This is a genomic window from Verrucomicrobiota bacterium, from assembly GCA_016871675.1.
Lineage (GTDB): Bacteria > Verrucomicrobiota > Verrucomicrobiia > Limisphaerales > VHCN01 > VHCN01.
The window spans coordinates 17,892-44,459 of the sequence record VHCN01000008.1; the positions used below are offsets into that span (position 1 = coordinate 17,892).

General features: G+C 66.8%; 22 protein-coding genes. 10 read left to right on the top strand and 12 right to left on the bottom strand.

The features are described from left to right. Nucleotides 1–117: 117 nt before the first annotated feature. A complete protein-coding gene (locus tag FJ386_03185) occupies nt 118–1,494 on the top strand; it encodes an MBL fold metallo-hydrolase (protein ID MBM3875705.1) in 1,377 nt (458 codons plus the stop codon). A 17-nt stretch (nt 1,495–1,511) separates the two neighbouring features. Here FJ386_03185 and FJ386_03190 read toward each other — a convergent pair whose 3' ends face one another. Together FJ386_03190 and FJ386_03195 are read right to left on the bottom strand one after the other, a co-directional pair. After that, nucleotides 1,512–2,993, bottom strand: a complete 1,482-nt coding sequence (locus FJ386_03190) for a sulfatase (protein MBM3875706.1) — start codon at nt 2,991–2,993, stop codon at nt 1,512–1,514. A gap of 18 nt (nt 2,994–3,011) precedes the next feature. Further along, nucleotides 3,012–4,442: a sulfatase gene (locus tag FJ386_03195; protein ID MBM3875707.1), complete on the bottom strand. Its 1,431-nt coding sequence runs from the start codon at nt 4,440–4,442 to the stop codon at nt 3,012–3,014. A gap of 122 nt (nt 4,443–4,564) precedes the next feature. On the opposite strand from FJ386_03195, the gene FJ386_03200 reads away from it, so the two are divergent. Next, nucleotides 4,565–6,043: a sulfatase gene (locus FJ386_03200; GenBank protein MBM3875708.1), complete on the top strand. Its 1,479-nt coding sequence runs from the start codon at nt 4,565–4,567 to the stop codon at nt 6,041–6,043. 126 nt (nt 6,044–6,169) lie between these two features. Here FJ386_03200 and FJ386_03205 read toward each other — a convergent pair whose 3' ends face one another. Beyond that, a complete protein-coding gene (locus FJ386_03205; GenBank protein ID MBM3875709.1) occupies nt 6,170–7,408 on the bottom strand; it encodes a serine/threonine protein kinase in 1,239 nt (412 codons plus the stop codon). A gap of 319 nt (nt 7,409–7,727) precedes the next feature. Here FJ386_03205 and msrA point away from each other — a divergent pair, with 319 nt between their 5' ends. Further along, nucleotides 7,728–8,435, top strand: a complete 708-nt coding sequence (gene msrA / locus FJ386_03210) for a peptide-methionine (S)-S-oxide reductase MsrA (GenBank protein MBM3875710.1) — start codon at nt 7,728–7,730, stop codon at nt 8,433–8,435. 9 nt (nt 8,436–8,444) lie between these two features. On the opposite strand, the gene FJ386_03215 is transcribed toward msrA, so the two are convergent. The 8 genes from FJ386_03215 to FJ386_03250 all read right to left on the bottom strand — a co-directional run bounded on the left by FJ386_03215 (nt 8,445) and on the right by FJ386_03250 (nt 14,079). Then, nucleotides 8,445–9,497 (bottom strand): PDZ domain-containing protein, encoded by a 1,053-nt coding sequence (locus FJ386_03215; protein MBM3875711.1) that lies wholly within the window; start codon nt 9,495–9,497, stop codon nt 8,445–8,447. A gap of 69 nt (nt 9,498–9,566) precedes the next feature. Then, complete coding sequence (locus tag FJ386_03220) at nt 9,567–9,767, bottom strand: hypothetical protein (protein MBM3875712.1); 201 nt, start codon at nt 9,765–9,767, stop codon at nt 9,567–9,569. 141 nt (nt 9,768–9,908) lie between these two features. Further along, nucleotides 9,909–10,688 (bottom strand): PDZ domain-containing protein, encoded by a 780-nt coding sequence (locus tag FJ386_03225; protein MBM3875713.1) that lies wholly within the window; start codon nt 10,686–10,688, stop codon nt 9,909–9,911. Between the two features lie 9 nt (nt 10,689–10,697). Continuing rightward, on the bottom strand, nt 10,698–10,889 hold the full coding sequence (locus tag FJ386_03230) for a hypothetical protein (GenBank protein ID MBM3875714.1): 192 nt from the start codon (nt 10,887–10,889) through the stop codon (nt 10,698–10,700). 46 nt (nt 10,890–10,935) lie between these two features. Then, nucleotides 10,936–12,390, bottom strand: coding sequence for a hypothetical protein (locus FJ386_03235; GenBank protein MBM3875715.1), 1,455 nt, complete (start codon nt 12,388–12,390; stop codon nt 10,936–10,938). Then, nucleotides 12,387–13,067, bottom strand: a complete 681-nt coding sequence (locus FJ386_03240) for a hypothetical protein (protein ID MBM3875716.1) — start codon at nt 13,065–13,067, stop codon at nt 12,387–12,389. Before FJ386_03240 ends, FJ386_03235 begins: the two co-directional genes overlap by 4 nt. Before the next feature lie 42 nt (nt 13,068–13,109). After that, complete coding sequence (locus FJ386_03245) at nt 13,110–13,391, bottom strand: hypothetical protein (GenBank protein MBM3875717.1); 282 nt, start codon at nt 13,389–13,391, stop codon at nt 13,110–13,112. An 88-nt stretch (nt 13,392–13,479) separates the two neighbouring features. After that, the gene (locus tag FJ386_03250; protein MBM3875718.1) at nt 13,480–14,079 is read right to left on the bottom strand and encodes a VWA domain-containing protein; all 600 of its coding nucleotides are present in this window, start codon (nt 14,077–14,079) and stop codon (nt 13,480–13,482) included. Nucleotides 14,080–14,247: 168 nt separating this feature from the next. Between FJ386_03250 and uvrA the strand changes: the two genes are divergently transcribed. The 5 genes from uvrA to FJ386_03275 all read left to right on the top strand — a co-directional run bounded on the left by uvrA (nt 14,248) and on the right by FJ386_03275 (nt 22,949). Beyond that, a complete protein-coding gene (gene uvrA / locus FJ386_03255) occupies nt 14,248–17,268 on the top strand; it encodes an excinuclease ABC subunit UvrA (protein ID MBM3875719.1) in 3,021 nt (1,006 codons plus the stop codon). Between the two features lie 10 nt (nt 17,269–17,278). Next, entirely contained in the window at nt 17,279–19,960 is a 2,682-nt protein-coding gene (locus tag FJ386_03260) for a tetratricopeptide repeat protein (GenBank protein ID MBM3875720.1), read from the top strand. A gap of 149 nt (nt 19,961–20,109) precedes the next feature. Next, nucleotides 20,110–21,132 (top strand): helix-turn-helix domain-containing protein, encoded by a 1,023-nt coding sequence (locus tag FJ386_03265; GenBank protein MBM3875721.1) that lies wholly within the window; start codon nt 20,110–20,112, stop codon nt 21,130–21,132. 57 nt (nt 21,133–21,189) lie between these two features. After that, on the top strand, nt 21,190–22,266 hold the full coding sequence (locus tag FJ386_03270) for a PAS domain-containing protein (protein MBM3875722.1): 1,077 nt from the start codon (nt 21,190–21,192) through the stop codon (nt 22,264–22,266). Continuing rightward, the gene (locus FJ386_03275) at nt 22,263–22,949 is read left to right on the top strand and encodes a response regulator transcription factor (protein MBM3875723.1); all 687 of its coding nucleotides are present in this window, start codon (nt 22,263–22,265) and stop codon (nt 22,947–22,949) included. The genes FJ386_03270 and FJ386_03275 overlap by 4 nt, the downstream gene beginning before the upstream one ends. An 84-nt stretch (nt 22,950–23,033) precedes the next feature. On the opposite strand, the gene FJ386_03280 is transcribed toward FJ386_03275, so the two are convergent. Then, nucleotides 23,034–24,929, bottom strand: a complete 1,896-nt coding sequence (locus tag FJ386_03280) for an FHA domain-containing protein (GenBank protein ID MBM3875724.1) — start codon at nt 24,927–24,929, stop codon at nt 23,034–23,036. A gap of 286 nt (nt 24,930–25,215) precedes the next feature. Here FJ386_03280 and FJ386_03285 point away from each other — a divergent pair, with 286 nt between their 5' ends. Together FJ386_03285 and FJ386_03290 are read left to right on the top strand one after the other, a co-directional pair. Then, nucleotides 25,216–25,785 carry a PH domain-containing protein gene (locus FJ386_03285; protein ID MBM3875725.1) on the top strand — a complete coding sequence of 190 codons (570 nt, stop codon included), beginning with the start codon at nt 25,216–25,218 and terminating at the stop codon, nt 25,783–25,785. Beyond that, on the top strand, nt 25,782–26,516 hold the full coding sequence (locus tag FJ386_03290; GenBank protein ID MBM3875726.1) for a PH domain-containing protein: 735 nt from the start codon (nt 25,782–25,784) through the stop codon (nt 26,514–26,516). Before FJ386_03285 ends, FJ386_03290 begins: the two co-directional genes overlap by 4 nt. Nucleotides 26,517–26,568 lie beyond the last annotated feature (52 nt).

Consider the following 26,568-nt stretch of genomic DNA (forward strand, 5'->3'; position numbering starts at 1 on the left):
CCATGTCGAACTCGGACACGCATCGCATATGCTCGTTCCCGACATCGGAATGTCGGGCTGCCGAACCGCCGCAGTTTCCCGTGTCTCCACGCGTCCGCTTCGGATAGCGTCCCGCCCGTGCGCATCCTGAACCTGAACCCGGACACGGACATCGGCGCGAGCGCGTGGTTCGTGGAGATGGACGGTCACCGGCTGCTGCTGGACGCCGGGGTCCATCCCAAACACGAGGGCCGCGCCAGCCTCCCGCTCTACAGGCATATCCGTGACGCCGACCTCGACGCGATCGTCATCTCGCACTGCCATCACGACCACGTGGGCTCGCTGCCCGTGGCCGTGCGCGAGCATCCGCGCGCGCGCGTGCTCATGACGGGACTGAGTTACTTCATCGCCGAACGCGTGCTGCACAACTCCGTGAACGTCATGGAACGCCAGGCCGAGGAAACCGGACGGCGGACGCCGCCGCTCTTCTCGCACCGCGAAGTGGATGCGATCGCGCCGTCGTTTCAAGGCGTCCGCTACAACCGTGAAATCGAGTGGGGCGCGCCGCGCAAGGGCCGCAACCCGACGCCGTCGCCGACGCTCGAGTTTTTCGACGCCGGTCACGCCCTCGGGTCGGCCGGGGTGCTGGTGCGCGGGCGCAAGGAGACGCTCTTTTACTCGGGCGATGTGTGTTTCCACGACCAGACCCTGCTCCGCCGCGCACGGTTCGACGGCGTGAAGGCCGGGGTGCTCATTCTCGAGACCACGCGCGGCAACCATCCGAAGCCGAAGGGCTTCACGCGCGAGCGCGAGGTGGAGCGGCTCTGCCGCGCGATTGAGGGTGTGTTCGCGCGCAAAGGCTGCGTGCTCATCCCGGCGTTTGCGCTGGGCCGCACGCAGGAGATCCTCGCGCAACTCGCCCTGTGGATGCGCGCGGGCCGGCTGCGCCGCCAGCCGGTTTTCATCGGCGGGCTCGGGCGCGTCTTCACCGAGGTTTATGATCTCGAGGCGCCGCGCACGCACCGGCATCACCCCGGGTTGCAGCTCGACGTGGCGCTCGACTTGCAGGTGCTCGAACGCGGGCAGGCCGCGGAGATGCGGCTCGCGCCGGGACAGCTCTTCGTCGTCACGGCCGGCATGATGAGCGAGCACACCGCCGCACACGACCTCGCCGCGCGCATGATGCCCGCGCGACGCCACGGGATTTTCTTTGTCGGCTACGCGGACCCTGACACGCCGGGCGGCCGCCTGAAGGCGAGCAAGCCGGGCCAGCCGTTCCGGTTCAGCGACGCGACGGGCGTGCTCACGCGTGAGTGCGAGATGGACGGCTTCGATCTCACGGCTCACGCTCAGCGCGAGGACCTGCTTGGCTTCGTGGGCAAAGTCGCGCCGCACACGGTGTTGCTCGGCCACGGCGACGCGCCTGCGCGGCGGTGGTTTGAAGGACAGTTGCGGCGAAGGCATCCGAAGCTGCGCATCGTGCAACCCGAGCCGGGCCGTGACGTGCGCGCGTGACCGGCGTCGAACGTCCGTCACTTCGCCAGTTTGCGGAAGTTCTCCAACTGCGGGTCGTCGGTCTTCTCCATGTGCGCAAGCAGGAGCTTCTTCAGCCGCGCGATTTCGGCCTCGTGCTTCCGCCCGGCGATGAGGTTCACGCGCTCGTCCGGGTCGGTCCGGAGGTCGAAGAACTGCTCGGGCACGCCGACTTGCAGTTGCTCCACGCGCGACTTGATCCGCGCGTCGCTCCCGGCGGCCTTCGACATCGCGGCGAAGGTCAGCCCGTTCATCGCCTCGACGCGGAAGTGCGGCGTGCCGTCGGGCCACGCGTGGAACTGGTAGCTGAAGTCCTTTGTCCGGACGCAGCGCTGCGGGAAGCTCTTGCCGCTGCTCACGGAGTTGACGTGCGTGATGACGAAGTCGCGGCCGGGTTGCGTCTCGCCGCGCAGCAGCGGCAGCCATGAGCGGCCGTCCAGACTCGCGGGGGGCGCGACCTTCAGCACGTCGAGCAGCGTGGGCAGGATGTCCACGCTGCTGACGAATTCCTCGCGCCGCTGCGGCTTGCCCATCGCCGGCCACCGCACGAGCACGGGCACCCATGTGCCGTTGCGATAGACCGTGGCCTTCGAGAAGGGAAACGACATGCCGTGGTCGCTGAGGAAGATGACGAGGGTGTCCGCCTCGCGCCCGGCGGCCCGGAGCGCGGCGAGCGCGCCGCCGAAGCTCGCGTCGAATCGCCGCACACTGCTGTAATACTGTGCGACCTCGCGGCGCACTTGTGGGATGTCCTCGAGGAACGACGGCACGGTGACTTCCTCGGGCGTGAACGGCTGGGTGGAGCCTTCGCCCGCGCGCAGTTCGGACTTCTTGTTCATCTTCGCCTGCTGCGCGGCGAGTTGCTCGCTCGCGTAGAAGGGCCGGTGCGGGTCGGTGATGTTGGCGTTGAGGAAGAACGGCTTTTTCGCTTCGGCCGCGGCCTTGAGCAGTTGCTCGACGTGCTCCTGGAACAGCGCCGGATGCTTGCCCGAGCCGCCGAGCTTCACGTCCCACGGGAACTCCGCGTCGGGCTTCATGTGCGCGTGCTTGTCAATGACGCCCGTGAAGTAGCCCGCGGCCTTGAGCACGCTGGGGAGCGTGGGCGTGCCGGGCTTGACGGGATGGAAGCCGAGCGCGCCGTTGCGGTGCGGCACGCGTCCGGTCATGAACGCCGAGCGCCCCGGCTGGCAGATGGGCACGGTGACGTGGTTGTTGACGAACTGGTGCGCGGTCGCGGCGAAGGCGTCGAGGTTCGGCGTCGTGCCGAGCTTGCAGCCCATCCAGCCGGACGAGTCGGCGTTCATGTCGTCGGCGGTGATGAAGAGGAGATTGAGCGGCTTGTCCGCGGCGCGAAGCGGCTGGGCGCAGAAGTGACCAATGACCAATGACGCAATGACCCATGGCCGGAGGAGCCATGTCGTAGAACGCGCTCGAATCCGTGAGTCAGGCATCAACGTCGTCATCCGGCCGTTCATTGGCATTGGTGATTGCGTCACTGGTCATTCTTGCTTCGCCTTCTTTTTCTTCGCCTCGCCTTCACCCTTGCCTGCGGCCGGGCCGATGTCGGCCTTGTTGTCCTTCGGAAGGTGTTGCGCGAGTTCGGCCTTCTTCCCGGCGAACTCCGGCTGCTGCGCGAGATTGGTCCATTCGAGCGGGTCTTTCGTTTCGTCGTAGAGTTCCTCGCCGCCATCGGCGTAGCGGATGTAGCGCCAACCCTCGGTGCGGATGCCGTGGTTCATGTAGCGAAAGGTCGTGATTCCGGGCCTGTCCCACGCGGCCTTCGGGTCCGCGAGCAGCGCGCGGAGGCTCGGCCCCTCGACGTGCTTCGGGGTCGGGATGCCGCAGAGGTCGGTGAGCGTGGGGTAGATGGACATGAAATCCACGGTGCGGTCGCAGACGCTGTCGCGCTTGGTGAGGCCGGGCGCGACCCAGATGAGCGGCGCGCGCGTGGCCTCCTCCCACAACGCGAACTTGCGCCAGTGCTCCTTCTCGCCGAGGTGCCAGCCGTGGTCGCCCCAGAAGCAGATGATCGTGTTGTCCTTGTAGGCGGACTTGTCGAGCGCGGCGATGAGCCGGCCGATGTTCATGTCGCAATAGGCGATCGCGGCGAGGTAGCCCTGCACGGCTTCCTTCCAGCGGCCGGACTCGAGGATGGCCTTGTGGTCGCCCTCGGGCTTGGCCATGCGCACGCCGCCGGGCGGCACGTCCGCCAGGTCGCCCGCGCTGTGCGGCGGCAACTGGATCGTGTCGAGCGGGAACATGTCGTAATACTTCTGCGGCACGTTCCATGGCATGTGCGGCTTGTGCAATCCGACGGCGAGGAAGAACGGCTTGTCGTGCTTCTTGCCGAGTTGCGCGATGCCGTAGTCGGTGATCCGGTAATCGGGCAGCGCAGCATCCTCGCAGTCGAGAGGCGCGAACTTGATGCCGCCGACGCCGTCGTTCTTCGCCTTCGCCGAAAGCTTCGGCTCCGCGCGGCCTCCGCCCTCGTTCCGGAGATAGTCGTCCCACTCGCTGAACCGCTCGTAGGCGCCGTGGTAAATCTTCCCCGCGCCCGCGACGAAGTAGCCGGCCTTGCGGAAGGCCGTCGTCATCGGCAGGTCCGGCGTGATGACGGTGCGCCAGTCGTTGCCGTTGTCATACACGCCGCTGGTGAACGGCCGCAGCCCCGACATCAACGCGGCGCGCGACGGATTGCAGACCGGCGCGGCGCAGTAGCTGCGCGTGAAGCGCACGCCGCGTTTGGCGAGCGCGTCAATGTTCGGCGTCTTCGTCTGCGGATTGCGGCCGAGATAGCCGACCCAATGATTGAGATCGTCCACCGCGATGAAGAGCACGTTGGGCTTGGAGCCTTGCCCGGGTGAATCGGCGGCCGATGCGGGAAACGCGAGAGCGCAGGCGAGCGTGGCAATGCAGAGGCGGGGTTTCATGATTCGGGAGAAGTCTCCCGCGAGAGACGGAGACACGCAATGTGAAGTTACCGGGGCGGGCGACCCGGGCCTCCCAAACTTGGCGTTGCATCGCGTTCCGTGCGCGGTAGAAACTGCGCTCGATGAATCCCCTCGATCCGTTCCGCGCCCCGGCCACGCTCGCAGGGCGAGCTGTGCTGCTGCTCGTGTTGATGCTCCACGTCGCGCCGCGAACCGCCGCCGCGCCGCCCAAGCCCAACGTCCTGTGGATTGTCGCCGACGACTTGAACACGCGGCTCGGCTGCTACGGCGACGCGCTCGCGCACTCGCCGAACATTGACGCGCTCGCCAGGCGCGGCGTGAAGTTCGACCGCGCGTATTGCCAGTATCCCCTGTGCAACCCGTCGCGCGCGTCGTTCATGACCGGCTTGCGGCCCGACACCACGCGCGTCCTTGAGAACGTCACACACTTCCGGAAGGCCGTTCCCGACGCGCAGTCCGTGGGGCAGACGTTTCAGCATGCCGGCTACCGCGTGACGCGCGTCGGCAAGCTCTATCACTACGGCGTGCCCGCGCAAATCGGCACGGACGGCTTCGACGACGCGCCGTCGTGGCAGCGGACCATCAACCCGAAGGGCCGCGACAAGGACGAGGAGGCCGACCTCATCAACTTCACCCCCAAGATCGGGCTCGGCGCCGCGCTCGCGTGGCGCGAGACGCAGGGCAACGGCGAGGACCACACCGACGGCCTCATCGCCACGGAGGTCATCAAGCTCCTCGACCAACACGCCGCGCAACCGGACAAGCCGTTTTTCATCGGCTGCGGGTTTTTCCGCCCGCACGTGCCGGTGCTTGCGAGCGCGAATTACTTCGCGCTGCACGCCCCCGGCAAGGTGCAGCTCCCGAGGGAACCGAAGGACCACCTCGCCGGCATCCCGCCCGCCGCGCTGCTGGTCAAGCCGCCGAGCTACGGTGTGCCCGAGGAGCAGCTTCTCGTTTTCCTCCGCGCCTACTACGCGAGCGTGAGCTTGATGGACGCGCAGGTCGGCCGCGTGCTTGCGGCGCTCGACCGCCTCAAGCTGCGCGACCACACCATCGTCGTCTTCCACAGCGACCACGGCTGGCTGCTTGGCGAGCACGGCGGCCAGTGGCAGAAGCGCAGCCTCTTCGAGGAATCCGCGCGCGTGCCGCTCATCCTCGCCGCGCCCGGCGCGAAGGCCACCGGCCGCGCGTGCGGGCGCACCGTCGAGTTGGTGGACCTGCATCCCACCGTCGCGGACCTCTGCCGCCTGCCCGCGCCCGCGAAGCTCGAAGGCCGCAGCCTGCGCCCGCTGCTCTACGACGTGAACGCACCGTGGGACAAGCCCGCCTTCACGCAAGTCACGCGCAACGCCGAGACAAGCCTGACCGTGACCGTGGACCCGGCGAAGAAAACCTTCATGGGCCGGAGCGTCCGCACCGAGCGCTGGCGCTACACCGAGTGGGATGAAGGCCGCGAAGGCGCCGAGCTTTACGACCACGCCGCCGACCCGCGCGAGTGGAACAACCTCGCCAAAGACCCGAAGCACGCGAAGACGACGGAGCAAATGAAGAAGCTGCTGCATCCGTCTCGCGATAACTGAACCACGTCATCCGGGAGCAGACCACAACGGAAACAGAACCTCGCCGCGCTGCCGGAGTTCCTTCCCGTGCGCGAGTTCATCCAGCAGGCGGTCACGAATCAGCGCGCACCGGCACCGAGGCCGACACTATTTCTTGCCGATGGCGAACAGGTGCTTGTCGCCGCGGATGAAGATCTGTCCATTGCTGATTGCGGGCGACGCGAACACCTGTGCGCCGAGCGGGTTTGTCGCGACGGCTTCGTAAGCGGGGCCGGGTTTCACCACCGTTGTCACGCCGTTGTCCGCGATGAAATAGACGAGTCCGTTGGCCGACACGAGTGACGCGTGGTGCGCGCCGAGCTTCTGGTCCCACTTCAACTCGCCGGTCTTCGCGTTGAAACAGCAGGCGTAGCCCTGGTCGCTAACGATCAGGAAGTAATCCCCCTCGCTGATTGGCGACGGCACATAGCTGACCCACGACGGCCGGGTGTGGTGCCATGCGAACTCCTTCTCGCCAATGAGCCCGCTGCCGTTGTGGCGCAGGCCGAAGATGTGGTGATCGGGAAAGCCGCCGGTGACGAAGAGCAGGTCCGCGCGCGGGTTGTAGACGATGCTCGCGACCCATTGCTCGGTGGGGCCGTCGAGGATCCAGTGCAGCTTCCCCGTGTCGGGGTTGTAGCTGGCGACGGACTTGTCCCCGGACAGGATCATCTGCGTGCGGCCGCTCAACTCGCGGATGATCGGCACGCAATAACTGCGGGTCTTGTTGGCGCGCGGCGTTTTCCAGGCCGTCGCGCCCGTCGCGCGGTCGAGGGCGACGATGTAGGAAGCGCCGTCGTGGTCGCCGTTCACAATGAGCTTGTCCTTGTAGATGACCGGTGAACTGCAGAAGCCATGCACGCTGCTGAACGCGCCCGGCCGCACAAGCCACTTCGGGTTGCCCTCGAAATCGTAGGCCGCCACGACCATGTCACGCACGTCGAGGAACGCGACATAGACCAGCTTGCCGTCGGTTGCGGGCGTGCTCGACGCGTGGCTGTTGAGTTTGTGCTTCCGCTCGAAGGGCGAGGTGATGACGGTCTTCTGCCAAATCACGCGGCCTGACTTGCGATCCAGGCAGACGAGGTCGCGGCCTTCCGTCTCCGCCACGGCCGTGACGGTGAATACGCGGTCGCCCCACACGATGGGCGAGGCGTGGCCGCCGCCGGTGATCGGGGTTTTCCAGGCGATGTTCTCGGTGGCGCTCCACTTCACCGGCACGGTCTTCTCGGAACTCGAACCGTCGCCCCGCGGACCGCGCCAGCCGGGCCAGTCCTCGGCGAATACGCCGGATGGGCTCACAAGGATGAACGCGACGAGGAGCGCGGCACGGCCGGGTATTTGCATGGATTCTGGACGACACAGACGGATGGCGTGTTCGAGGGACACATCGTGCGCGAGGAGTCCCGCCGGGCCGGGCGCGCACGGGCCAGCCCTTGAACGGCCGCGCGCACATTTCCCCCGCGCGCGTGGGCGGTGCCCGCCGGCATTGAGCGCCGTCAGCGACAGCGAGCTGCCGCGTCGAGCGACCGGTTCCATCGGGTTTTCTCCATAGAATCGTGAGGTGAGGTGCAGCGTCACCGGCACGGTGCGCATCTCAAATCCTGCTGGCCGCGAGGCCAGTTTGGGCTATCCGCATGCGGGCGGGCTGGTGTTTACTCAGCGCATGAAACGCCCGTGGCTCCTCGCGCTCGCCGTCCTCGGTCCGGTGCTCGCGGGTTGCGCGCCCACCACCGCACCTGTGAATACCGAACCAACATCCACCACATCCTCCAAGCCTTCCGCACCGGCCACCGCCGCGCCTGCCGCAACGAACGCAGACGCGGTGGCCGCACCCGTTGCCGCCGGGCCGACGCAGAAAATAGTCGTGGGCGGCGGGTGTTTCTGGTGCGTCGAGGCGGTGTTGCAGCGACTCCCGGGCGTGACGAAAGTCGTGTCCGGTTATTCCGGTGGCCACGTGCCGAACCCGACCTACGAGCAGATTTCCGAGAAGAACACCGGCCACGCGGAAGTCGTGCAGGTGGAGTTTGATCCGGCCGTCGTGCCCCTCGGAACCGTGCTCGACGTGTTCTTCCTTTCACACGATCCGACCACGTTGAACCGGCAGGGGGCGGACTCGGGACCGCAGTATCGCTCGTGCATTTTCTACGCCGACGACGCGCAGAAGGCCGCCGCCGAGGCCGCGACGAAGCGGGCCCAACCCGACTGGCGCGTTCCCATCGTGACGGAGATCGCGCCGTTGAAGAACTTCTACGTCGCGGAGGGCTACCACCAGAATTACTACAACCTGAACAAGAACCGGAATTCTTATTGCGCCGTCGTGATCACGCCAAAGCTCAACAAGCTGCTCAACAAGGGCGTGATCAGGGAGTAACGGGCGCGGTCACTGTTGCGTGGGCAACTGAAGCTCGACGCGCTGGCCGCCGCGCAGGACCGTCGCGGGAATCTTCGAGCCCGCGGGCTTGGTGAGCAGGTAGGCCAGCCACTCGGCCTCCGTCATGCGGCGCGTCCGGCCGTCGATGGCCACGATGATGTCTCCCTTGCGGAAGCCGGCGTTCTTCGCGGCGGCGTGCTCGCCGTATTCGCCGGCGTGTTTGATCTCGAGCGCGAGCTTGTCGGCGCCAAGGCCGGCCTTCGCGAGCGCTTCGCCGGCGAGCGCGTCCACCTTCAAGCCGCCCGTCGCCATCCGGCGCAGGTCCCACGAGCTGACGCGCCATCCAAAATCACTAACCCGCCGCCAGCCCGCATCAAGCGTGAGCATGAGCGGGGTCTTCTTGCCGCCGCGAAGAACCTCGGCGTTCAACCGTGCGGGCGTCTTCGCGAACTGCATCACGAACTGCACGTCGGCGATCGAGATGATGGGTTGGCCGCCGAGCGAGGTGATTTCGTCGCCCGCCTTGAAGCCGTCCTTCTCCGCGGTGGAGCCGGGGATGACGCGGCGCACTTTTGCCTTCTCCTTTGGATCGAGGCTCAAGCCGACGACATCCGGCATCGGCCACGTGTGAAGAATCTCCTCGGGAATCGGCTGGCCCGCGGCGCGGAACATCTTGCGTTCGGCCTCGAGCGGCTGGTGGCAGTGCATGCAGCTTTGCACGGGCTTGGCGGCGTCGAGCGTGGCCTGGTAGCGGCCTTTGAGCGACGGGTATTGCTCGGGCCGGCTGAAGCGCGGCGCGGGACCGGTCTTCGCAACGAACGCCGACTGGTTCGCCGGGTAGCCCTTGTGCAATTCGAGCGCGGCCGCGAGCGTTTTGCCGAGTCCGTCGATCGAGATCTCCCGGTCGGCTTTCTTCATGTCCGAGCGCGTGCCGAAGCGGCCGTAGATGGTGCCGTCGGCGTTCATGAAGAACATCGCGAACGTCTGGTCGTAGTCGAACTGGAACCGCGCCAGGTCGGTGCCGTTGAATTGCACCACGCGCACGCCGACGAACTCCTTCATCAGTGACTGGATTTTCGGGTCGTGACGGACCAACTGGTCGTCAATGCCGCGGCACTCCACTCAGGGCACTCACCGGAAGACGATGGCGAGCGGCTTGCCCGTGCGGCGCGCCTCGGCGAAGCCCTGGTTGAGGTCGTTGTAAACCCAGAGGCCGCCGGCGGTCACGTCGGCGCGGTCTTTTTGGACGCGTTCGAGGCGGTTCTCGGCGGCGTCGAGTGCGCCCGTGCCGGCGAGCAGCAGGCCCGTGAGGAGGATGGTGCGTTGGAGCATGGCGGGATTACGTGTTGCGGGCGGTTTCCTGGCAAGGCATTTGAGTGGGGGGAGTATTCAGAGTTCAGTCGGGCACGCCATCGTCGTCGCTCAAGTTGTCTGAACCGAACCCTCACCGTTGAAAACCGAAAACGCTCCCCATCATTTCGGCGGCTTGCGCCAATCGGCCGCGAGGGTCAGCGGAAGGGTGATGCGTTTGCCTGCGCGCAGCACGTCGGCCTTCAACTTCGTCGGGGCGATTGCGTTGTGCGTGACCCATTGGATGTCCGCGATGCTCAGGATGGGCTGTCCTTCGAGGGTGAGGATGTCATCGCCGACCTTGAAGCCGTCGCGCGCGGCGGTCGTGTCGTCCCGGACGCGGGAGACTCGTGCCTTCTGCTTGGGATCCAGGCCGAGTCCGAACACCTCGGGCATGGGATACGGCAGCTTGAGCGCCAGCGGCATGTCGCGCTTGGCACCCTCGTGCTCGCGCTTCTGCGCCTGCGAAATCTGATGGCAGTGGATGCAGTTGCGGTCGCCGACAACCGGGCGTTCGCCCGGGCGCCCAAATTTCGCGGCGAGCGACGGATAATCCTCCGGCACCTTGCGGCTGACGGGCAGGGGCTGCTTGCCAAGGAGCGAGGGTTTGTTGGCCGGGTAGCCCTTGTGGATTTCCAGCGCGGCCTCGAGCGCCTTGCCGAAGCTCTCGATGCCCGTCGCCTGCGAGGCCTGCCGGCGGCCCGTGCGCGAGGCGTATCGGCCGTAGATGGTGCGGTCGGCGTTCAGCATGAACGCGGCAAAGGTGAGGTCGTAGTCGAACTGGAAGAGGGTGAGGTCCATTCCGTTTGCCTGCACGATGCGCACGCACACGAACTGGTCGAGGAGCTTCTGAACTTTCGGATCGCGACGAACAACCTGCTCGTCAAAGGACTGGCAGTCCACTCAGGGCACTCACCTGAACACCACGAGCATGGGCTTGCCGGTGCGCGCGGCCTCGGCGAATCCGCGCGGCAGGTCGTTGTAGATCCAGCTCCCCGCCGCGACGGCCTCGGCGCGGTCGGCGGTGAGGAGGTTGTCGCGCGGTTGCGCGAGCGTGGTCGCGGGGGCGAGGATGGCGACGGCGAGGAACACGAGTCGTTTCATGGGTGGTCAGACGGAGGTTGATCGGATTCGTTACGGCACTGGCGTTTCAAGGCGATGGCGCAGGTTGCTCCTCGGCGACGTAAATGACGAGGCGAAATCCGATCTCCGGAGTGCGCCGCACGGGGATCTTGTTCCCGCGGAACGAGGAGAGAAGGTTGTCCGACGCAACATCCGCATACGAGCCGCCCCGCACGGCGCGGGCGGTCTGGTAGTTGTCCATCCAGTCGAGGCACCATTCGGCTGCGTTCCCGGCGAGGTCGTGAATGCCAAATTCATTCGGCGGAAAACTCATCACCGGCGCCGTGAACTCGAATCCGTCCAGGCCCAACCCCTGCGCGAAATTGCCCGAAGCCTCTGCGGGCGGCCAGTTGGTGCCCCACGGATACAACCGGCGCGTGCGCTTGTTGCGCTCGGAGGGCGTGCTGCCCGGCTCTTTCAGAATGCCGGCCGCCGCGCTCCAGCCGAGGTCTGAGGGGAGCCGGTATTCGTCGTGCGGGCCGAGCTGGCCGGAGACGCGTTCGCGCGCCGTGAGCCAGCGCGCAAAGGCCATCGCCTCGTCCCACATCACGTTTACCACGGGATGCGTCGGCCCCTGATCGAACTGCGGCCGTATCCAGTCGCGCCGCGTGGACTCGATAAACTTCGCGAAATCCATCACGCGCGTCTCGTGCGCGCAAAAGAGGACTTTGGTGCCGACGATGGGGACGAACTTCATCCCGAGCGTGTTCGTCCAGCTGGTGCCGAGTTCGGAGAGCTGCTCCACGCGCCTCGGCTTTGCCGCGGCCGCGGCCTTTTGCTCGGCCTCTTTCTTGGCGAGCTGGTCGGCGCGTTCGCGCGCCCGGGCCTCGTCCGCGAGCCGGCGTGCCTCGGCCTCTTCCTTTTCCTTTGCCGCGGCCGATTCGGCCATGCGGCGGTTCGGCAAGACCACGCCCCACAGAATTCCCGCCGCGACCGCGCAAACGACGAGCAGGCAACCCGCAATCAACGTCCGCCTGTTGAAGCGCGCGCGGCTGCGACCGTTGCCCGCGCCGGTGGGCGTGTCCGGCGACGCGTCCGGCTTGCCCGCGCGCGGGCGGAATCCCGTCGGCAAGCCCGCAGCGCCCGAGTCCGCGCCGCGGATGGGCCCCGTCTTGTTCGCGGGCGGGTGGAACTCGATGTCGATGGGCGCGGTGGGTTTGGAGTAAGCCTTCGGCGCGGGCTGCCCCGACGGGACCGGCGCGCTTGCCGCCGCGGGCTTCGACGGCGACTTGGGAGTCACCTTGATGGGGCCCGGGCCCTTCGGCGGATCGATCGGACCGGAGCTGATCGGGCCCGTTGCGGCTGCGCCCGACTTCCCCTTGCGCATGACCATCGACGCGGGGAGGAAATCGTCGCTGTCCTCGCGCCGGATCAACACGTTGGCGGAAAGTTCCTCGGCCTTGATCTTTAGGATGATCTCGCGATCCGTGCACGGGCCGTGCTCGGCGCCGTCGTGGAAGTAAAACCACTTCTTCATGCTCACGACCGCATGAAGTCGAACGCGGCGAGGCGTCCGCCGGGTTCCTCCGAGAGCAGCAGGCGCAGACCCGGCACGATCTCGACGTGCTCGCCGTGGCGCACGTAGGCGCCGTCAATGATGCACATGTCGTGGCCGCTCTGGTTCACGAGCCACCACCGGCCCTGGTGAAAGCTGAAGTAGCCCTGGGGCGTGCGGTCCGCGTCCAGTGGCGACACGTTCGAGAACAGGTGCCACTTGTAGATATACATGTTGTGCCAGATGGTCAGCGAGTGGCCTTCCGCCTTGAACGCGCGTTCCCCGGGGCTCTTCTCCCGGTAAAATTCAGCGAACGGCACCGGCGCTGTCAAGCGCGACCCCGTGAACGGGCAGTTCATCGGCATCCCCGGCGCCAGCACGAACCACTCGTGCCCGCCCGGCGACGGATGAATGAGGTCGAACGTCTTGCTCAACGCCTTCTCCCACTCGCTCGCGCTCGCGCGTCGCTGCGGCGCATGCAACGCCTCGACGAATGTCTTGAGAAAGAGCGGTTCGAGACACGGGCCAAGCAGGGCGACGGGCGCGGTCGCGGCTGGCGTCGCGGTATCGGACGCCTTGCCCGGGTCGGCTGCGGCGGGCTTTTTCTCCGCCTTGTCTTCGGCAGGCTTGGCGGCGGAACCGGCAGTGAGACGATCGGTGTTCATCCCGGCCGAATCAGGGAGCAAACGACGGCAACCGCGCGAGCCTCACGCCGCGGCGATGCGCTGCAGCAGATGCCAGATTTCGTCGGCGATGGGCGCGTAGCGTTCGGGCGGCCCTGCGGTGCCGACGTCAAACCAGCACACGAACTCCTCATGCACGACGCGGCAGACGTCCGCCTCGGACCGGCAGGCGCGCAGCCGCGGCAGGATGGTGCCAACTTCCGGCTCATACTCGTCGGGGTTGTGCCTGGAGCGGATGCCGACGGGGTCGTGCCGGAAGAGCAGCGCCGCGACCGAGTCGTAAAGTTCGCCATACTGTTCCTTCAGGCGCTGTCGTTCTTCGAGGACTTGCTCGCGGGTTAGCGGCATGGCGGTTGGTGCCGGCGGTGAGCCACGCGGCGCGCCGGTGTTGAGCTCACGGGTGAATCACAATCTGCGGCGGCGGCGGCGCGATGCCCTCGGCGGGCGCGGCGGGCGAGGCGCTGACCCACTTGAAGAACGCCCTGAACGCGTCGGGCGTCATCTCCTTCATCACGAGCACGGGCGCGGTCACATTCTTCAGGATGTCCGCGTCCGCCTGGTCGCCGCAGGCGACGGCGATGATGTTGCCGGGGCGCTTCGCCTTGAGGTCGGCGGCGGAAGTGTCCCAACGATCCGTCGGCGCGCCGCCGGTGAAGATGAACACGAGCGGCTTCCAATCGCCTTTCTTCTCGGGCGTGGTCTTCTGCACCTCGCGCTCGACGCAGTCTTGCAGGAGCTTGGGCGCCGCTCCAAACGCCGTGGTGCCGACCGCGCGGATGTCGGGCGGGTTGAACTGCGCGAGCTCGGTCAGCGGCACGACCTGCTGCGCGTTGCTGTCGAAGGTGATCACGGACAGGGAGGCGCACTCGACCGCGCTGGGATCGCCCATCAGCTCGTCGCGGAGCGCGCGGATGCCGCTCTTGACGGATTCGATGGGGTTGCCCTGCATGGAACCGGAGCAGTCAGCCAGAGTGTAAACAGGAAGTCGTCGCACACTCATACGTGAGGGTCTGTTGTGCGCGGAGTGTTCGGGAAAGCCCCCGGAGCGGCAAGGAAAAAGGCTCGCGGAGCGGATTGTTCCCGCTCATCGCGGGAGAATCTTGCGGACATCCACGCGCCGCGCCGCTATGCTCTCCCTTCGCCGTCATCACGAAATTCGCACATGACGCAGGGCTTCATCCGAGTCGGTGGCGCGAGGCAGCACAACCTCAAGGACCTCACGCTCGCCATCCCGCGCGACAAGCTGGTGGTCATCACCGGCTTGTCGGGCTCGGGCAAGTCCTCGCTCGCGTTCGACACGCTTTACGCCGAGGGCCAGCGCAAATACGTCGAGTCGCTCTCGGCTTACGCGCGGCAGTTCCTCGACCAGCTCGAAAAGCCCGACGTGGACACCATCGAGGGCCTCTCGCCGACCATCGCCATCGAGCAGCGCAGCTCGGGCTCCAACCCGCGATCGACCATCGCCACCACCACCGAGATTTACGATTACCTCCGCCTGCTCTTCGCGCACATCGGCCAGCCGCATTGCCCCGAGACCGGCGTGCCCATCCGCGCGCAGAGCACCACGGAGATCGTGGACAAGATCCTCGCGCTGCCGCCGCGCGCGAAGGTGATGCTGCTCGCGCCCGTCGTGCGCGGCGGACGCGGCGAGTTCCGCGACGTGATCGAGCGGCTCGCCCGCGAGGGCTTCGTGCGCGCGCGGGTGGACGGCGAATTCGTCGAGCTCGCGGCCAACATCCGCGTGAAGCTCGACCCGAAGGCCAAGCACGACATTGACGTGGTCGTGGACCGCCTCGTGCTCGACGACAAAGTGCGCATTCGCCTCGCTGACTCGGCGCAAACGGCGCTCAAATGGGGCGAGGGCCGCGTGCTGGTCTTGGACCAAGTTCCGGAGGAGGACTTCAAGGTTCAAAGTCCAAGGTTCAAAACTGAAGGCACGAGCGGTTCCAACCCATCGGCCACCGGCCACCGGCCACCGGCAATCTGGCGAGAGACTCTCCACTCCAACCGCATGCATTCGCCCGCGACAGGCCGAAGCTACGACACGCCCACGCCGAAGCATTTCTCCTTCAACTCGCCCTTCGGCGCGTGCCCGGTCTGCCACGGGCTTGGGCAGAAGCTCGTCTTCGATCCCGGCCTCGTCGTGCCCGACCCGGAGAAGTCGCTCGAAGCCGGCGCGGTGCTTCCGTGGCGGCGCGGCGGCAAGCGGATGGTCGTCTACTACAAGGCACTGCTGCGCGGGCTCGCGTCGCACTACGGCGTGGACCTCGAGGCGCCGTTCAAGGCGCTGCCCGCGGAGTTCCGCGAGGCCCTGCTGCACGGCACGGGCGCGACGGAGGTCAGCTTTCACTTCATGCGCGCGGGCAAGCCGAGCAAGGTCACGCGCGCGTTCGAGGGCGTGCTGCCGAATCTCGAGCGGCTCTACGCGGAGAGTGAAAGCGAGTTCACGCGCAACCGGCTGAAGGCGTTCATGGCCCCTGAACACTGCGACGCGTGCGGCGGGAAGCGGCTCAAGCCCGAGGTGCTCGCGGTGACGCTGGCCATTGCGGATTCAGGCGCCGGCGCCGGCCCGGCAAATCCGAAATCCGAAATCCCAAACACGAAATCGAAGATCCCCGGCCTTTCCATCATGGACGTCTGCGCGCTGTCGGTGGGCGCGGCGGACAGCTTTTTCAGCTCGCTCGCGTTGTCGGAGTTCCAGCAGAAGATCGCGGGCGAGCTCATCAGGGAAATCCGCGCCCGGCTCGGTTTCCTGCGCAACGTCGGCCTCGGCTACCTTACGCTCGACCGCGAGAGCGGCACGCTGTCGGGCGGCGAAGCGCAGCGCATCCGCCTGGCGACGCAAATCGGCGCGGGGTTGGTCGGCGTCATCTACATCCTCGACGAGCCGAGCATCGGCCTGCACCAGCGCGACAACGAGCGCCTGCTCGCCACGCTCGAAGGGCTTCGCAACCTCGGCAACACCGTGCTCGTCGTCGAGCACGACGAGGACACCATCCGCCGCGCGGATCACATCCTCGACCTCGGCCCCGGCGCCGGCGTGCGCGGCGGCGAACTCGTCGCGCAGGGCGCGCTCGATGACATCCTCTCGTCCCCGCGCTCGTTCACGGGCCGTTATCTCAAGGGCGAACTCAGCATCGCCGTCCCGCGCAAACGCGTCGCCCCGGCGCGCGAGCGCGGCTGGCTCGAAGTCCTCGGCGCGACGGAGAACAACCTGAAGAACGTGGACGCGCGCATTCCGCTCGGCATGCTCACATGCGTGACCGGTGTGAGCGGCAGCGGCAAGAGCACGCTCGTGGTGGACATCCTGCAACGCGCGCTGTTCCGGCAGTGGTTCGGCTCGAAGGAACGCCCCGGCGCGCACCGCGAACTGCGCGGCGCCGGTCAGCTCGACAAGGTCATCGTCATTGACCAGTCGCCCATCGGCCGCACGCCGCGCAGCAACCCGGCGACCTACACCGGCATGTTCAACACCATCCGCGACCTCTTCTCGAAGATGCCGGCCGCCAAGGTGCGCGGCTACGACGCGGGGCGGTTCAGCTTCAACGTGAAGGGCGGCCGCTGCGAAAAGTGCGAGGGCGACGGGCTCATCAAGATCGAGATGCATTTCCTGCCGCCGGTGTATGTCACGTGCGAGGCGTGCGCGGGCCGGCGCTACAACCGCGAGACGCTCGAGATCGCCTACAAGGGCATGAACATCGCCGACGTGCTCGACATGACGGTGGACGAGGCGGTGACGTTTTTCCGCGCGGTGCCGCAAGTCTATGAGCCGTGCCTCACGCTCGCCGAGGTCGGGCTCGGCTACGTGCGCCTCGGCCAGCAGGCCACAACCCTCTCGGGCGGCGAGGCGCAGCGGGTGAAGCTCGCCGCCGAACTCGCTCGCAAGCAGACGGGCCGCACGCTCTACATCCTCGACGAGCCGACCACGGGCCTGCATTTCCACGATGTGAGCAAGCTGCTTGAAGTGCTCTTCAAGCTGCGCGCCCCGGGCAACACGTTGCTCGTCATCGAGCACAACCTCGACGTGATCAAGTGCGCCGACTGGCTGATTGACCTCGGCCCCGAGGGCGGCGAAGGCGGCGGGCGCATCGTGGCCGAAGGCCCGCCCGAGGCCGTGGCGCGCGTGACCGAGAGTCACACGGGGAGATTTTTGAGTCGAATCCTCGACCGGCCTGTCGGATAAGAAGTGACCCGTGAACCTCGTGAGCCCCAATCCAAGGCAATCCGCCCGGCGGCTGGCGGCGTTGCTGCTTTGCGCGGCGGCGGGATTGGCCGCGCAACCCCACTTCGCGGCGGATGCGACTCCCGAGGAGCGGCGCGCGTTCGACGTTGCGCTCAAGGCGTTTCAGGACGGCGTGCTCGGCTACGCGCGGGCGGAGCGCGAGTTCGGCGACTTCGTGAAGAGTTTTCCCGCGTCCCACCGCCACAGCGAGGCGGTCCTGCGGCAGGCGCAGTCCCGCTACCACATGACGAACGCGGCGGGCGCGGCCGAGTTGCTCACGGCCAATCTCGCGGAGGCGGGGAAGTTCGCGGACGAATACCAGTTCTGGCTCGGCGAGGCGCTGTTCCTCGGCGGCAAGTTCGCGCCCGCGGCTGAAGCCTACGCGAAGCTCGTCGCCACCTTCCCGTCGTCCACGAATCTCCTCGCCGCGAGCTACAACGAGGCGCTGTGCCGCTCGAAGCTCGGCGAATTGCGCAGGGTCGTCGACCTGCTCCAGCCGGCGGCAAGCGCGTTCCAGCGCGCCGCGAAGGCGCGGCCGCGCGACGAGTGGGTTGCGCGCGGCGGCCTGTTGCTCGCCTCGACGTTGCTGGACTTGAAGGATCCGAAAGCGGGCGAGGCGGCGCTGAACTTTCCCGAGTCCCTCAAGCTCACGCCCGATCTCGCGTGGCGGCGGCAGTATCTCGTGTGCCGGTTGCAGTCCGCCGACCACCGCGACGAGCTCGCGCTCGGCAACACCACCGCGCTGCTCTCGCTGGCGAGCGCGGCAAAGAACCCGCGCTACAGCGCGGAGTCCGTCGCCTTGCGCGGCAGCCTGCTGGCCAAGCTCAAGCGCTACGATGAGGCGATCGCGGTCTACTCGGTGAACCTGACGACGAACGCGCCGCCGGAGTTCCGCCGGCAGGCGCTGCTCACGAACATCGAGCTCACGTTCGCGCAGAACAAGGTCGCCGACACCATCCGCATGCTCGAGGAGTTTTCCGCGCAGCAACCGAACGACCCCGCGCTCGATGTCGCGCAGGTGACGCTCGGCGAGTTGCGGCTCAAAGACTATTTCACGCATCTCGACGCGTCCACGAACGCGCCGCCGCCCGCCGCGACGAGCCTGCTGCACCTGGCGCTGACCAACTCGGCACGGGTGATCACGGGCTTCACCAACAGCCCGTTGCTCGGGCGCGCGCACTACACGCGCGGCTGGGCGCTGTGGAACCTCGGCGACCCGGCGTCGAGCCTCGCGGATTTCCGCCACGCGGCGGAGCGGCTGCCGAAGTCCGAGGAGCAGGCCATCGCGCGCTACAAGCTCGGCGAGGCACAGATGCTCCTGCGCGACTTCACCAACGCGATCACGAACTTCGGGCGGGTCATCGACCAGTTCGCCGACCTGCCGCGGGTTCAGAGCACGCTCTTTGACCAGGCGCTCTACAAGATGCTGCGCGCAGCCATTGCCGTCGGCGACCTGCGCGCGGCCACGGAGGCGACGCGCAAGATCCTGCTGTGGTATCCGGAGAGTTACTTCAGCGACCGCAGCCAGTTGCTGCTCGGGCAGGCGATGAATCTTCAGGGCCGGCCCGAGGATGCGCGCGCGGTGTTCACCAACCTGCTCGCCCACTTCCCGCAAAGCCCGCTCGCGGCCGACGTGCACCGGGCCGTCGCGCGGACGTTCCAGCAGGAGGGGAACTGGTCCGCCGCCGCCGCCGAACTCAACCGGTGGGTCGCGAGGTTTCCTTCCAACGCGGCGCTGCCGGACGTGGAATACGAGCGCGCGGTGCTGCTGGACCGGTCGCTTGCCACGACGAACGCATTTCGCCTGTTCACGAACTTCGTCGCCCGGTTCCCCGCGCACTCCAACGCGCCGAGCGCGCAGTTCTGGGTGGCGACGCATCATTACAACGAGGGCGAGTTCGCGGCGGCCGAGGCGAACTACCAGCGTGTCTTCCAGAACACGAACTGGCAGCAGGGGCTGCTGCCGTTCGAGGCGCGGTTCGCCGCCGGGCGCTGCGCCTACTTCCGGGGCGAGTTCAAGCAGGCGACCAACTACTTCCTCGCGATCATCAACATGGTCAACGACGGCGCGTGCCCCGTGGAGTTCAAGCCGCGCGCCTACTTCGCGCTCGGGGACACTTACTTCGAGGCGCGGTTCAAGGAGAGCGACCCCATCGGCGACGCGATCAACGCGTTCACCGCCATCACGAACAATTTCCCCACCAACGCCATCGCGCCGCTCGCCGCCGCCCGCATCGGCGACATGCACTACGTCCGCGCCGGGACCGCCCTGGATGGCGCGGCGCATTACCAGAACGCGACCAACGCCTATCTGAAGGCCATGACGTGGCCGGGCGCGGACCTCATCGCGCGCAGCAACGCGGAGATCGGGCTCGCGCGCGCGCTGGACAAACTCAAGCGCACCGCGGACGCCGTGAACCACCTGCTCAACGTCGTTTACGGGAAGAACCTCCGCGACGGCGAGCAACCCGACCCCGGCGCGATGAAGACGGCAGGCTTCGAGGCGGCGCGGTTGCTCGAGGAGACGCAGTCATGGGCCGAGGCGCTCAGGCTTTATCAGAGGCTGCTGGAGCTGTTCCCGCCCCTGCGCGCGACGCTGGAGAAGAAAGCCGAGAACGCGCGCAAGATGCTCGACGCATCCGGCAAGCAGTAACCCGCGCGACCGTGCGGCTCATGAGTCCCGCGGCACGGATGCGACTCCGCACTAGGGGTTTCACTTAGCCACGCTACGAAGTTCCCATCGATCTCGTTCAGGCGGCTCACCCATTGTTGGCGGAGCCTTGCCGACCGTAAATTGTGGCCATGCAAACAACTCTTGCGAACACGATTACGACAGTCGACACGACGCCCGCCACCCACGCCCTGCAAGCCGCCGCCCTGACCATCCCGGCGCAATCGGACCCCGCGCTCGCCCAGGCCGGCGCGCCGGGCGCCCACGCCGCGCACAACGGCAACCACCAACTCGTCGAGGCGCTCGCCCAGGCGCCGCTGTTCCGCGACTACGAGCGCGCGTTCAGCGAGGCGACCGGGATGCCCGTCGCGCTGCGACCCGTCGAGTCGTGGCAGCTTCCCCATCACCGTCAGCGGAAGGAGAATCCCTTCTGCGCGATGATGGCCGGGCGGAGCAAGGCGTGCGCGGCGTGCCTGCAAATCCAGCAGCAGCTCGCGGAGCGCGCCACGGAGGAACCTTGCACCATCACCTGCCACTTCGGCCTCTGCGACACCGCGGTGCCCGTGCGCACAGGCGACAAGCTCGTGGGCTTCCTGCAGACCGGTCAGGTCTTCCGCAAGAAGCCGACCGAGGCGCAATTCAGCCGGGTCGAAAAACAAGCCGCCGAATGGGGCGTCGAGGCGGACCGAGGCTCGATGAAAAAGGCGTGGATGGGCAGCCGAGTGCTCAACACGCGCGAGCACGAGTCCACCGTCAAGCTCCTGCAGATCTTCGCGCAACACCTCGCGATGGTGAGCAACCAGATTCTCGTGCGGCAGGCCAACGCCGAGCCGCCGGTGATCACGCGCGCGCGGCAGTTCATCCACGAGCACCAGCACGAGGACCTTTCGCTCGGGCAGGTGTCCAAGGCCGTCCACACGAGCACGTTTTACTTCTGCAAGCTGTTCAAAAAGTCCACCGGCATCAACTTCACCGACTACCTCTCGCGCGTGCGCATCGAGAAGGCACGCCAGCTCCTGCTCAACCCGAACCTGCGCGTGAGCGAGATCGCCTACGACGTGGGCTTCCAGTCGCTCACGCACTTCAACCGCGTCTTCAAGCGCATCGTCGGGCAGTCGCCCACGCAGTATCGCGCGAAGCTGCCCGCGGTCTGACGCGGCGCGGACGATTGGAAATTGGCCAACGGCGCCGGCGCCGCTAGACTGGCGCCGATGACCGGCCTGTCACGGATGAAGAAGTCCGAGCTGCTGGCGCGCCTGCGGGACGACGCCTCGAGGCAGGAGCTGCGCGACGTGAAGGCCGCGCTCGACGCGCACTCGATCGTCGCGATCACCGACCCGCGCGGGCGCATCACGTATGTGAACGACAAGTTCTGCGAGATTTCCAAATACAGCCGCGGCGAACTGATCGGGCGGGACCATCGGATCATCAACTCCGGGTTTCATCCCAAGTGCTTCTTTAAGGAATTGTGGGCCACCATCGGGCGCGGGCGCGTCTGGCGCGCTGAAATCCGCAACCGCGCCAAGGACGGCACCTACTACTGGGTGGACACGACGATCTTTCCGTTTCTCGACGCCCACGGCCGGCCCAAGCAGCACGTCGCCATCCGCACCGACATCACGGAACGCAAGCGGCTCGAGCAGGAAATCCTCGAAGTGAGCGAGCGCGAGCAGACACGCATCGGGCAGGACTTGCACGACGGGCTCGGCCAGCAACTCGCGGGCATCGAGCTGATGGCGCAGGTGCTCCAGCAACAACTCGCCGCGGAATCCAAGCCCGCCTCGGCCCGGGCCGGAGAGATCGCCCGCCTCGTGCGGCAGGCCATCGGCCACACACGCGACCTCGCGCGCGGCCTCTCGCCGGTCATGCACGAGTCGGACGGACTGATGGCCGCGCTTCGGGAGCTGGCGGCTTCCACCAACGAGGTCACCAAGGTTCGCTGCAGGTTTGTGTGCGACCGTCCCGTGCCCGTCTCCGATCCGAACACCGCGACGCATCTGTTCCGCATCGCGCAGGAGGCCGTGTCCAACGCGCTCAAGCACGCCAGCGCAAAGTCCATCGTGATTTCGCTCGGGTCGCTGCCCGGACGGCTGCTCCTTGCGGTGAGGGACGACGGCGCCGGGATGCCCGCGCGGGCGAAGCCGCGCACCGGGCTTGGCCTGCGCATCATGCGCCATCGCGCGGGGCTCATTGGCGGCACGCTCGCGGTCCAACGCGAGGCCGGCGGCGGCACTGCGGTCGTCTGCACCGTCCACAGTCCACTCGCATCCCCGGCCAAGACCGAATGAAACCGCGCCGCTCAACGACCGCAGTCACGGCGCGCAAGCGCATCCTCGTGGTGGACGACCATCCCATCATGCGCGAGGGCCTGGCGCAACTCATCAACCACGAGCCCGACCTGTCGGTGTGCGGCGAGGCCGAGTCTTCGGAGCAGGCCGTGTCCGCCGTCGAGAAGTTGAGGCCCGACCTCGTGCTCGCGGACATCACGCTGCCGGGCAAGAGCGGTGTGGAACTGATCAAGGACCTGCAAGCGTTGCGACCCGGCCTCGCGGTGCTCGTGCTCTCGATGCATGACGAGTCGCTTTACGCCGAGCGCGTGCTCCGCGCGGGCGGGCGCGGCTACATCATGAAGCAGGAGGGCGGCAGGAAACTGATGGAAGCCATCCGCCACGTGCTCGGCGGGCAGGTGTATGTGAGCGCCAGAATGTCCGCGCGGATTCTCGAGCTGTTTTCCGGCCAGCCTGCCGAGTCGGAACGCTCGCCGCTCGCAAAGTTGACCGACCGCGAATTTGAAGTCTACCAACTGATCGGCGCAGGCAAATCCACCCGTGACGTGGCGGGGCAATTGCACCTGAGCGTGAAGACCGTCGAGGTTCACCGGGCGAACATCAAGAAGAAGCTCGGCGTCCGGAGCGCGCCCGAACTCGTGCGCCACGCGGTGCGCTGGGTGGAAACGCAACGGGCCGGCTGACTCAGTCCCGGGTTCCAAGTCGGGAGACGCAGGAACCCGCGCCCGTGGGAACTCGGACCTTGCGACCTGAAACCCGGAACTCCCTCAGCCCTTCATCCCCTTGATTCGATACGCGGGCAGGTCGCCCTCGTGCTTGGTGCTGATGACGGTTTTTTCAGCCTGCACGACCCGGAAGACACGCTGATAAACCTCTGCGCTGATGAGCACCTCGCCCCCGCGCGCGCCGTTGCAGAAGCGGTTGCAGCGGTTCACGGCGTCGCCGATGACGGTGAATTCGAGACGTTCCTGCGCGCCGATGAAGCCGTGGAGCACGGAGCCGCAGTGGACGCCGATGCCGACCTCGACCGTGACATCGCCGCGCGCCTTGCGCTTGAGGTTGAGCTCGCACACGGCTTTCTGCATCTCGATCCCGGCCTTCACGGCCTTCTCGAACTGGTTCGGGTCCGGGTCGGGGCTGCCGAAAATCGCGAGGATGGCGTCGCCGAGGAACTTGTCGATGGTGCCGTCGTTCTTGAAGATGGGCGCGGAGAGCACGGGCAGGTAGTCGTTGACGAGGTCCACGACGTCGCCTGCGTCCATGTTCGCGCTCATGGCGGTGAAGCCGCGCATGTCGGAGAAGAGCACGGTGACCTCGGATTTCTCGCCGCCGGGCCGGAGCTTTCCGGCGTGGGCCTTCTCGATGAGCTTGGCGCGGATGCGCGGGGAGAAGTTCATCAGCAGGCGGTCGAGGAGCTTGGCGTTGAACCGCATTTCCTCCTGCAACTGCCGGTTCGCGGTGACCATCGCCGCGTAGTTCGAGATCGCGACGAGCATGCGCAGGTCATCCGCGGTGAACGCGTTGTCACTTGACGGATTGTCCACGCAGATGACGCCCAGCGGCCGGGCCTGCCACATCACGGGCACATACATGCCGGACTGGATCGAGAGGTTGGCGATGCTGGCCATCACGTCACCCGAGAAGCCGCCGCGCGTCCAGATGAACCCCTTCTTCTCCGTCATCGCGCGCTTGGCGAGCGTCTCGCTCACGGCGGGTTCGCCGTCGGCGATGTAGGCCGAAAGCAGGAGCTCCTGCGTGTCCTTGTTGCGCGTGAGGAACGCGCCGCGCCTGGCCGAGGAGATGGCCGTGAGCGCGTGCTCGATGATGCGATGATGAATGGCGTCGAGTCGCGCCTCGGCGTCGAACTCGTTCTGCATCTCCATGATCGGCGCGAGCCGCTTCACCATCTCGGCGTTGCTCTGGTCGTTGACGGTGAAGACCGAGCTGCCGACGTCCATCGCGACGGCGATTTCCATGTCCACGTCGTCGGCCGGCGGCTCGGACGCCGCCGCGACGGGCAGTTTCATGGCCGGCGGCATGCCGGGGCGCGGGGCGGCGGATGCGCCCTGTTCCAGGGACGTGAATTGCGGTGCGACCGGCGCGAGCGAAGAGGGTCCGACGCCTGCGGGAACCTGCGACAGTGGCGAGGGCTTCGAGGGCGCCGGGGCCGCAAGTGCGCCGGACCCGGCTGGCGTGAATCCACCCGACGAAGGCGGGGGCGCGCGGAGCATTCCGCCGCCCGGCGCGGGCGCGGGCGCGGCGACGGGCCCGCGAAAGACGGACTTGGCCGCGGGCTTCGCTGCAGGCGCGGCGGCCGGTGATGAGCCGTCCACATCGACTCCGAGTTCAAGAATGAGCGTGGTGTCACCGAGTTCGACGGTGGAGTTTTGGGGAACTTGCTGGCGGCCGTGGCCTTTGATCTCCGCATCGTTCAGCCGCGTGCCGCCCGAGCTTCCGATGTCCTCAACCCAATAAGCGGAGCCGTCGAAAGTGAACTTGCAGTGCCGCCTCGAGACGTTCAGGTCGGGATACAGGTCAAGGTCGGGCGACTGTCCGTCCTTGGGACGGCCGACGACCACCTCGTTCTTGTTGAACTCACGAAGCTGTTCCTTGCCGGCGTGAACGACTTTGATCCGGTAAATGAACTGGGCATCGGCTGGCACGGCGCGAAGCTAGTCGCCTCGTTTCGCAGCGTCAATGCCGTGACGTAGTCGTGTGTGGGCGAATTGGAAATGTCCCGCGCGGCCGGCACTGGCCCAGGCTCGCCGCCTTCCTGGGAACTTTGAAGTGAGCGGGAATGGGCGGCGACCCGGCCGGCTCGAACCTTCCGCCGCCCGAGGTGGTGAATGCCGTTGACGCAGCAACCGGTTAAGTGCAGAACATGCTTGGACCATGAAACTCAACCCACCCACCTGTCAGGAACGGTCCGACGAACGCCACTGAAACCGCATGAAGACGCAAGTCCCTGACGAGATCATCTACGCCATCGAGCGGCCGTGCCGGCAGTTGATGACGTATTACTTCCTCGGCCTGCTCATCACCGGGCCGCTGTTCCCGATCCTCATCCTGCCGGCCTACTTCCGGTATCACACGATGCGCTACCGATTTGACGCGGAGGGCATCTCGATGCGGTGGGGCATCCTCTTCCGCCGTGAAGTCATCCTCAACTACTCGCGCATCCAGGACATCCACCTGACCTCGAACTTCGTCGAGCGGTGGCTAGGGCTCGCGCGCATTCAGATTCAAACCGCGGCCGGCAGCGGGGAGGCGGAGATGACCATCGAAGGGCTGCGCGAGTTCGATGCCGTCCGTGATTTTCTCTACTCGAAGATGCGCGGGATGAAGGAGCGTGTGCCTCCGGCGGCGGGCGCGGCGGCGAAGCCGGGCGTCCTGCTCGATGAAGCCGCGGCTACGGAACTTCTCGCCACGCTTCGCGCCGTGGCGTCCGAACTTCGCGGCCTTCGCGCCGATCTCGCGGCCCGCCAGCCTCCCGCACCACCCGTGGAACCCGCGCCATGATGAACCGGCTGAGATCTCTGCTGCTGCGGTTGATGAAGGTTCCGCCCGAGCCGGAGCCGCCCGCAGGCGCGCCGGAATCCATCCGCATTTTCCGCGCCGGGAATAATTACTACCGACTGCTGCAAATCCGGTGGGCGCTCGCGCAGCTCTCTGCGGTCGCGGCGATCCTGCTGCTGCTGCTCGGCGGCTTCATCACCTTCAAGTCGGCGTGGATGCAGCGGGCGTTTCACGCGCTCGAGTGGTTCGGCTTGGCGAGCCTTGTGGCGCAGATGCCCTTCACGTTCCTGCTGGTGAAGTTGAACTACGAGCTGCGCTGGTACGTGGTGACCGACCGCAGCCTGCGCATCCGGCACGGGCTGCAGTCCGTGCGAGAGATCACGATGACCTTCGCGAACATCCAGCAAATCGTCGTGCACCAGGGGCCGTTGCAGCGGCTGCTCGGCATCGCCGATGTCGAAGTGCGGACCGCCGGCGGCGGCGGCCAGGAGGGACACCAGCGCGGCGAACACGGTGACTCGGGTCACATCGCCTACTTCCACGGCGTGGACAACGCGGAGGAAATCCGCGACCTCATCCTCGACCGCATGCGCCGGCTGCGCGACGCGGGCCTCGGTGACACGGACGACGTTGACGCCGAACCCGCGGCCGGCACGGGAGCGACGCATCCCGTGTGCATGGCCGCATCCGAATTGCTCGGCGAAGTGCGCGCACTGAGGAAGTCGCTGGCTTGAGTGCGAGCCACCCGGCATCCGCCGTCAAAACCCCGTGGACACCCGCGTTGGG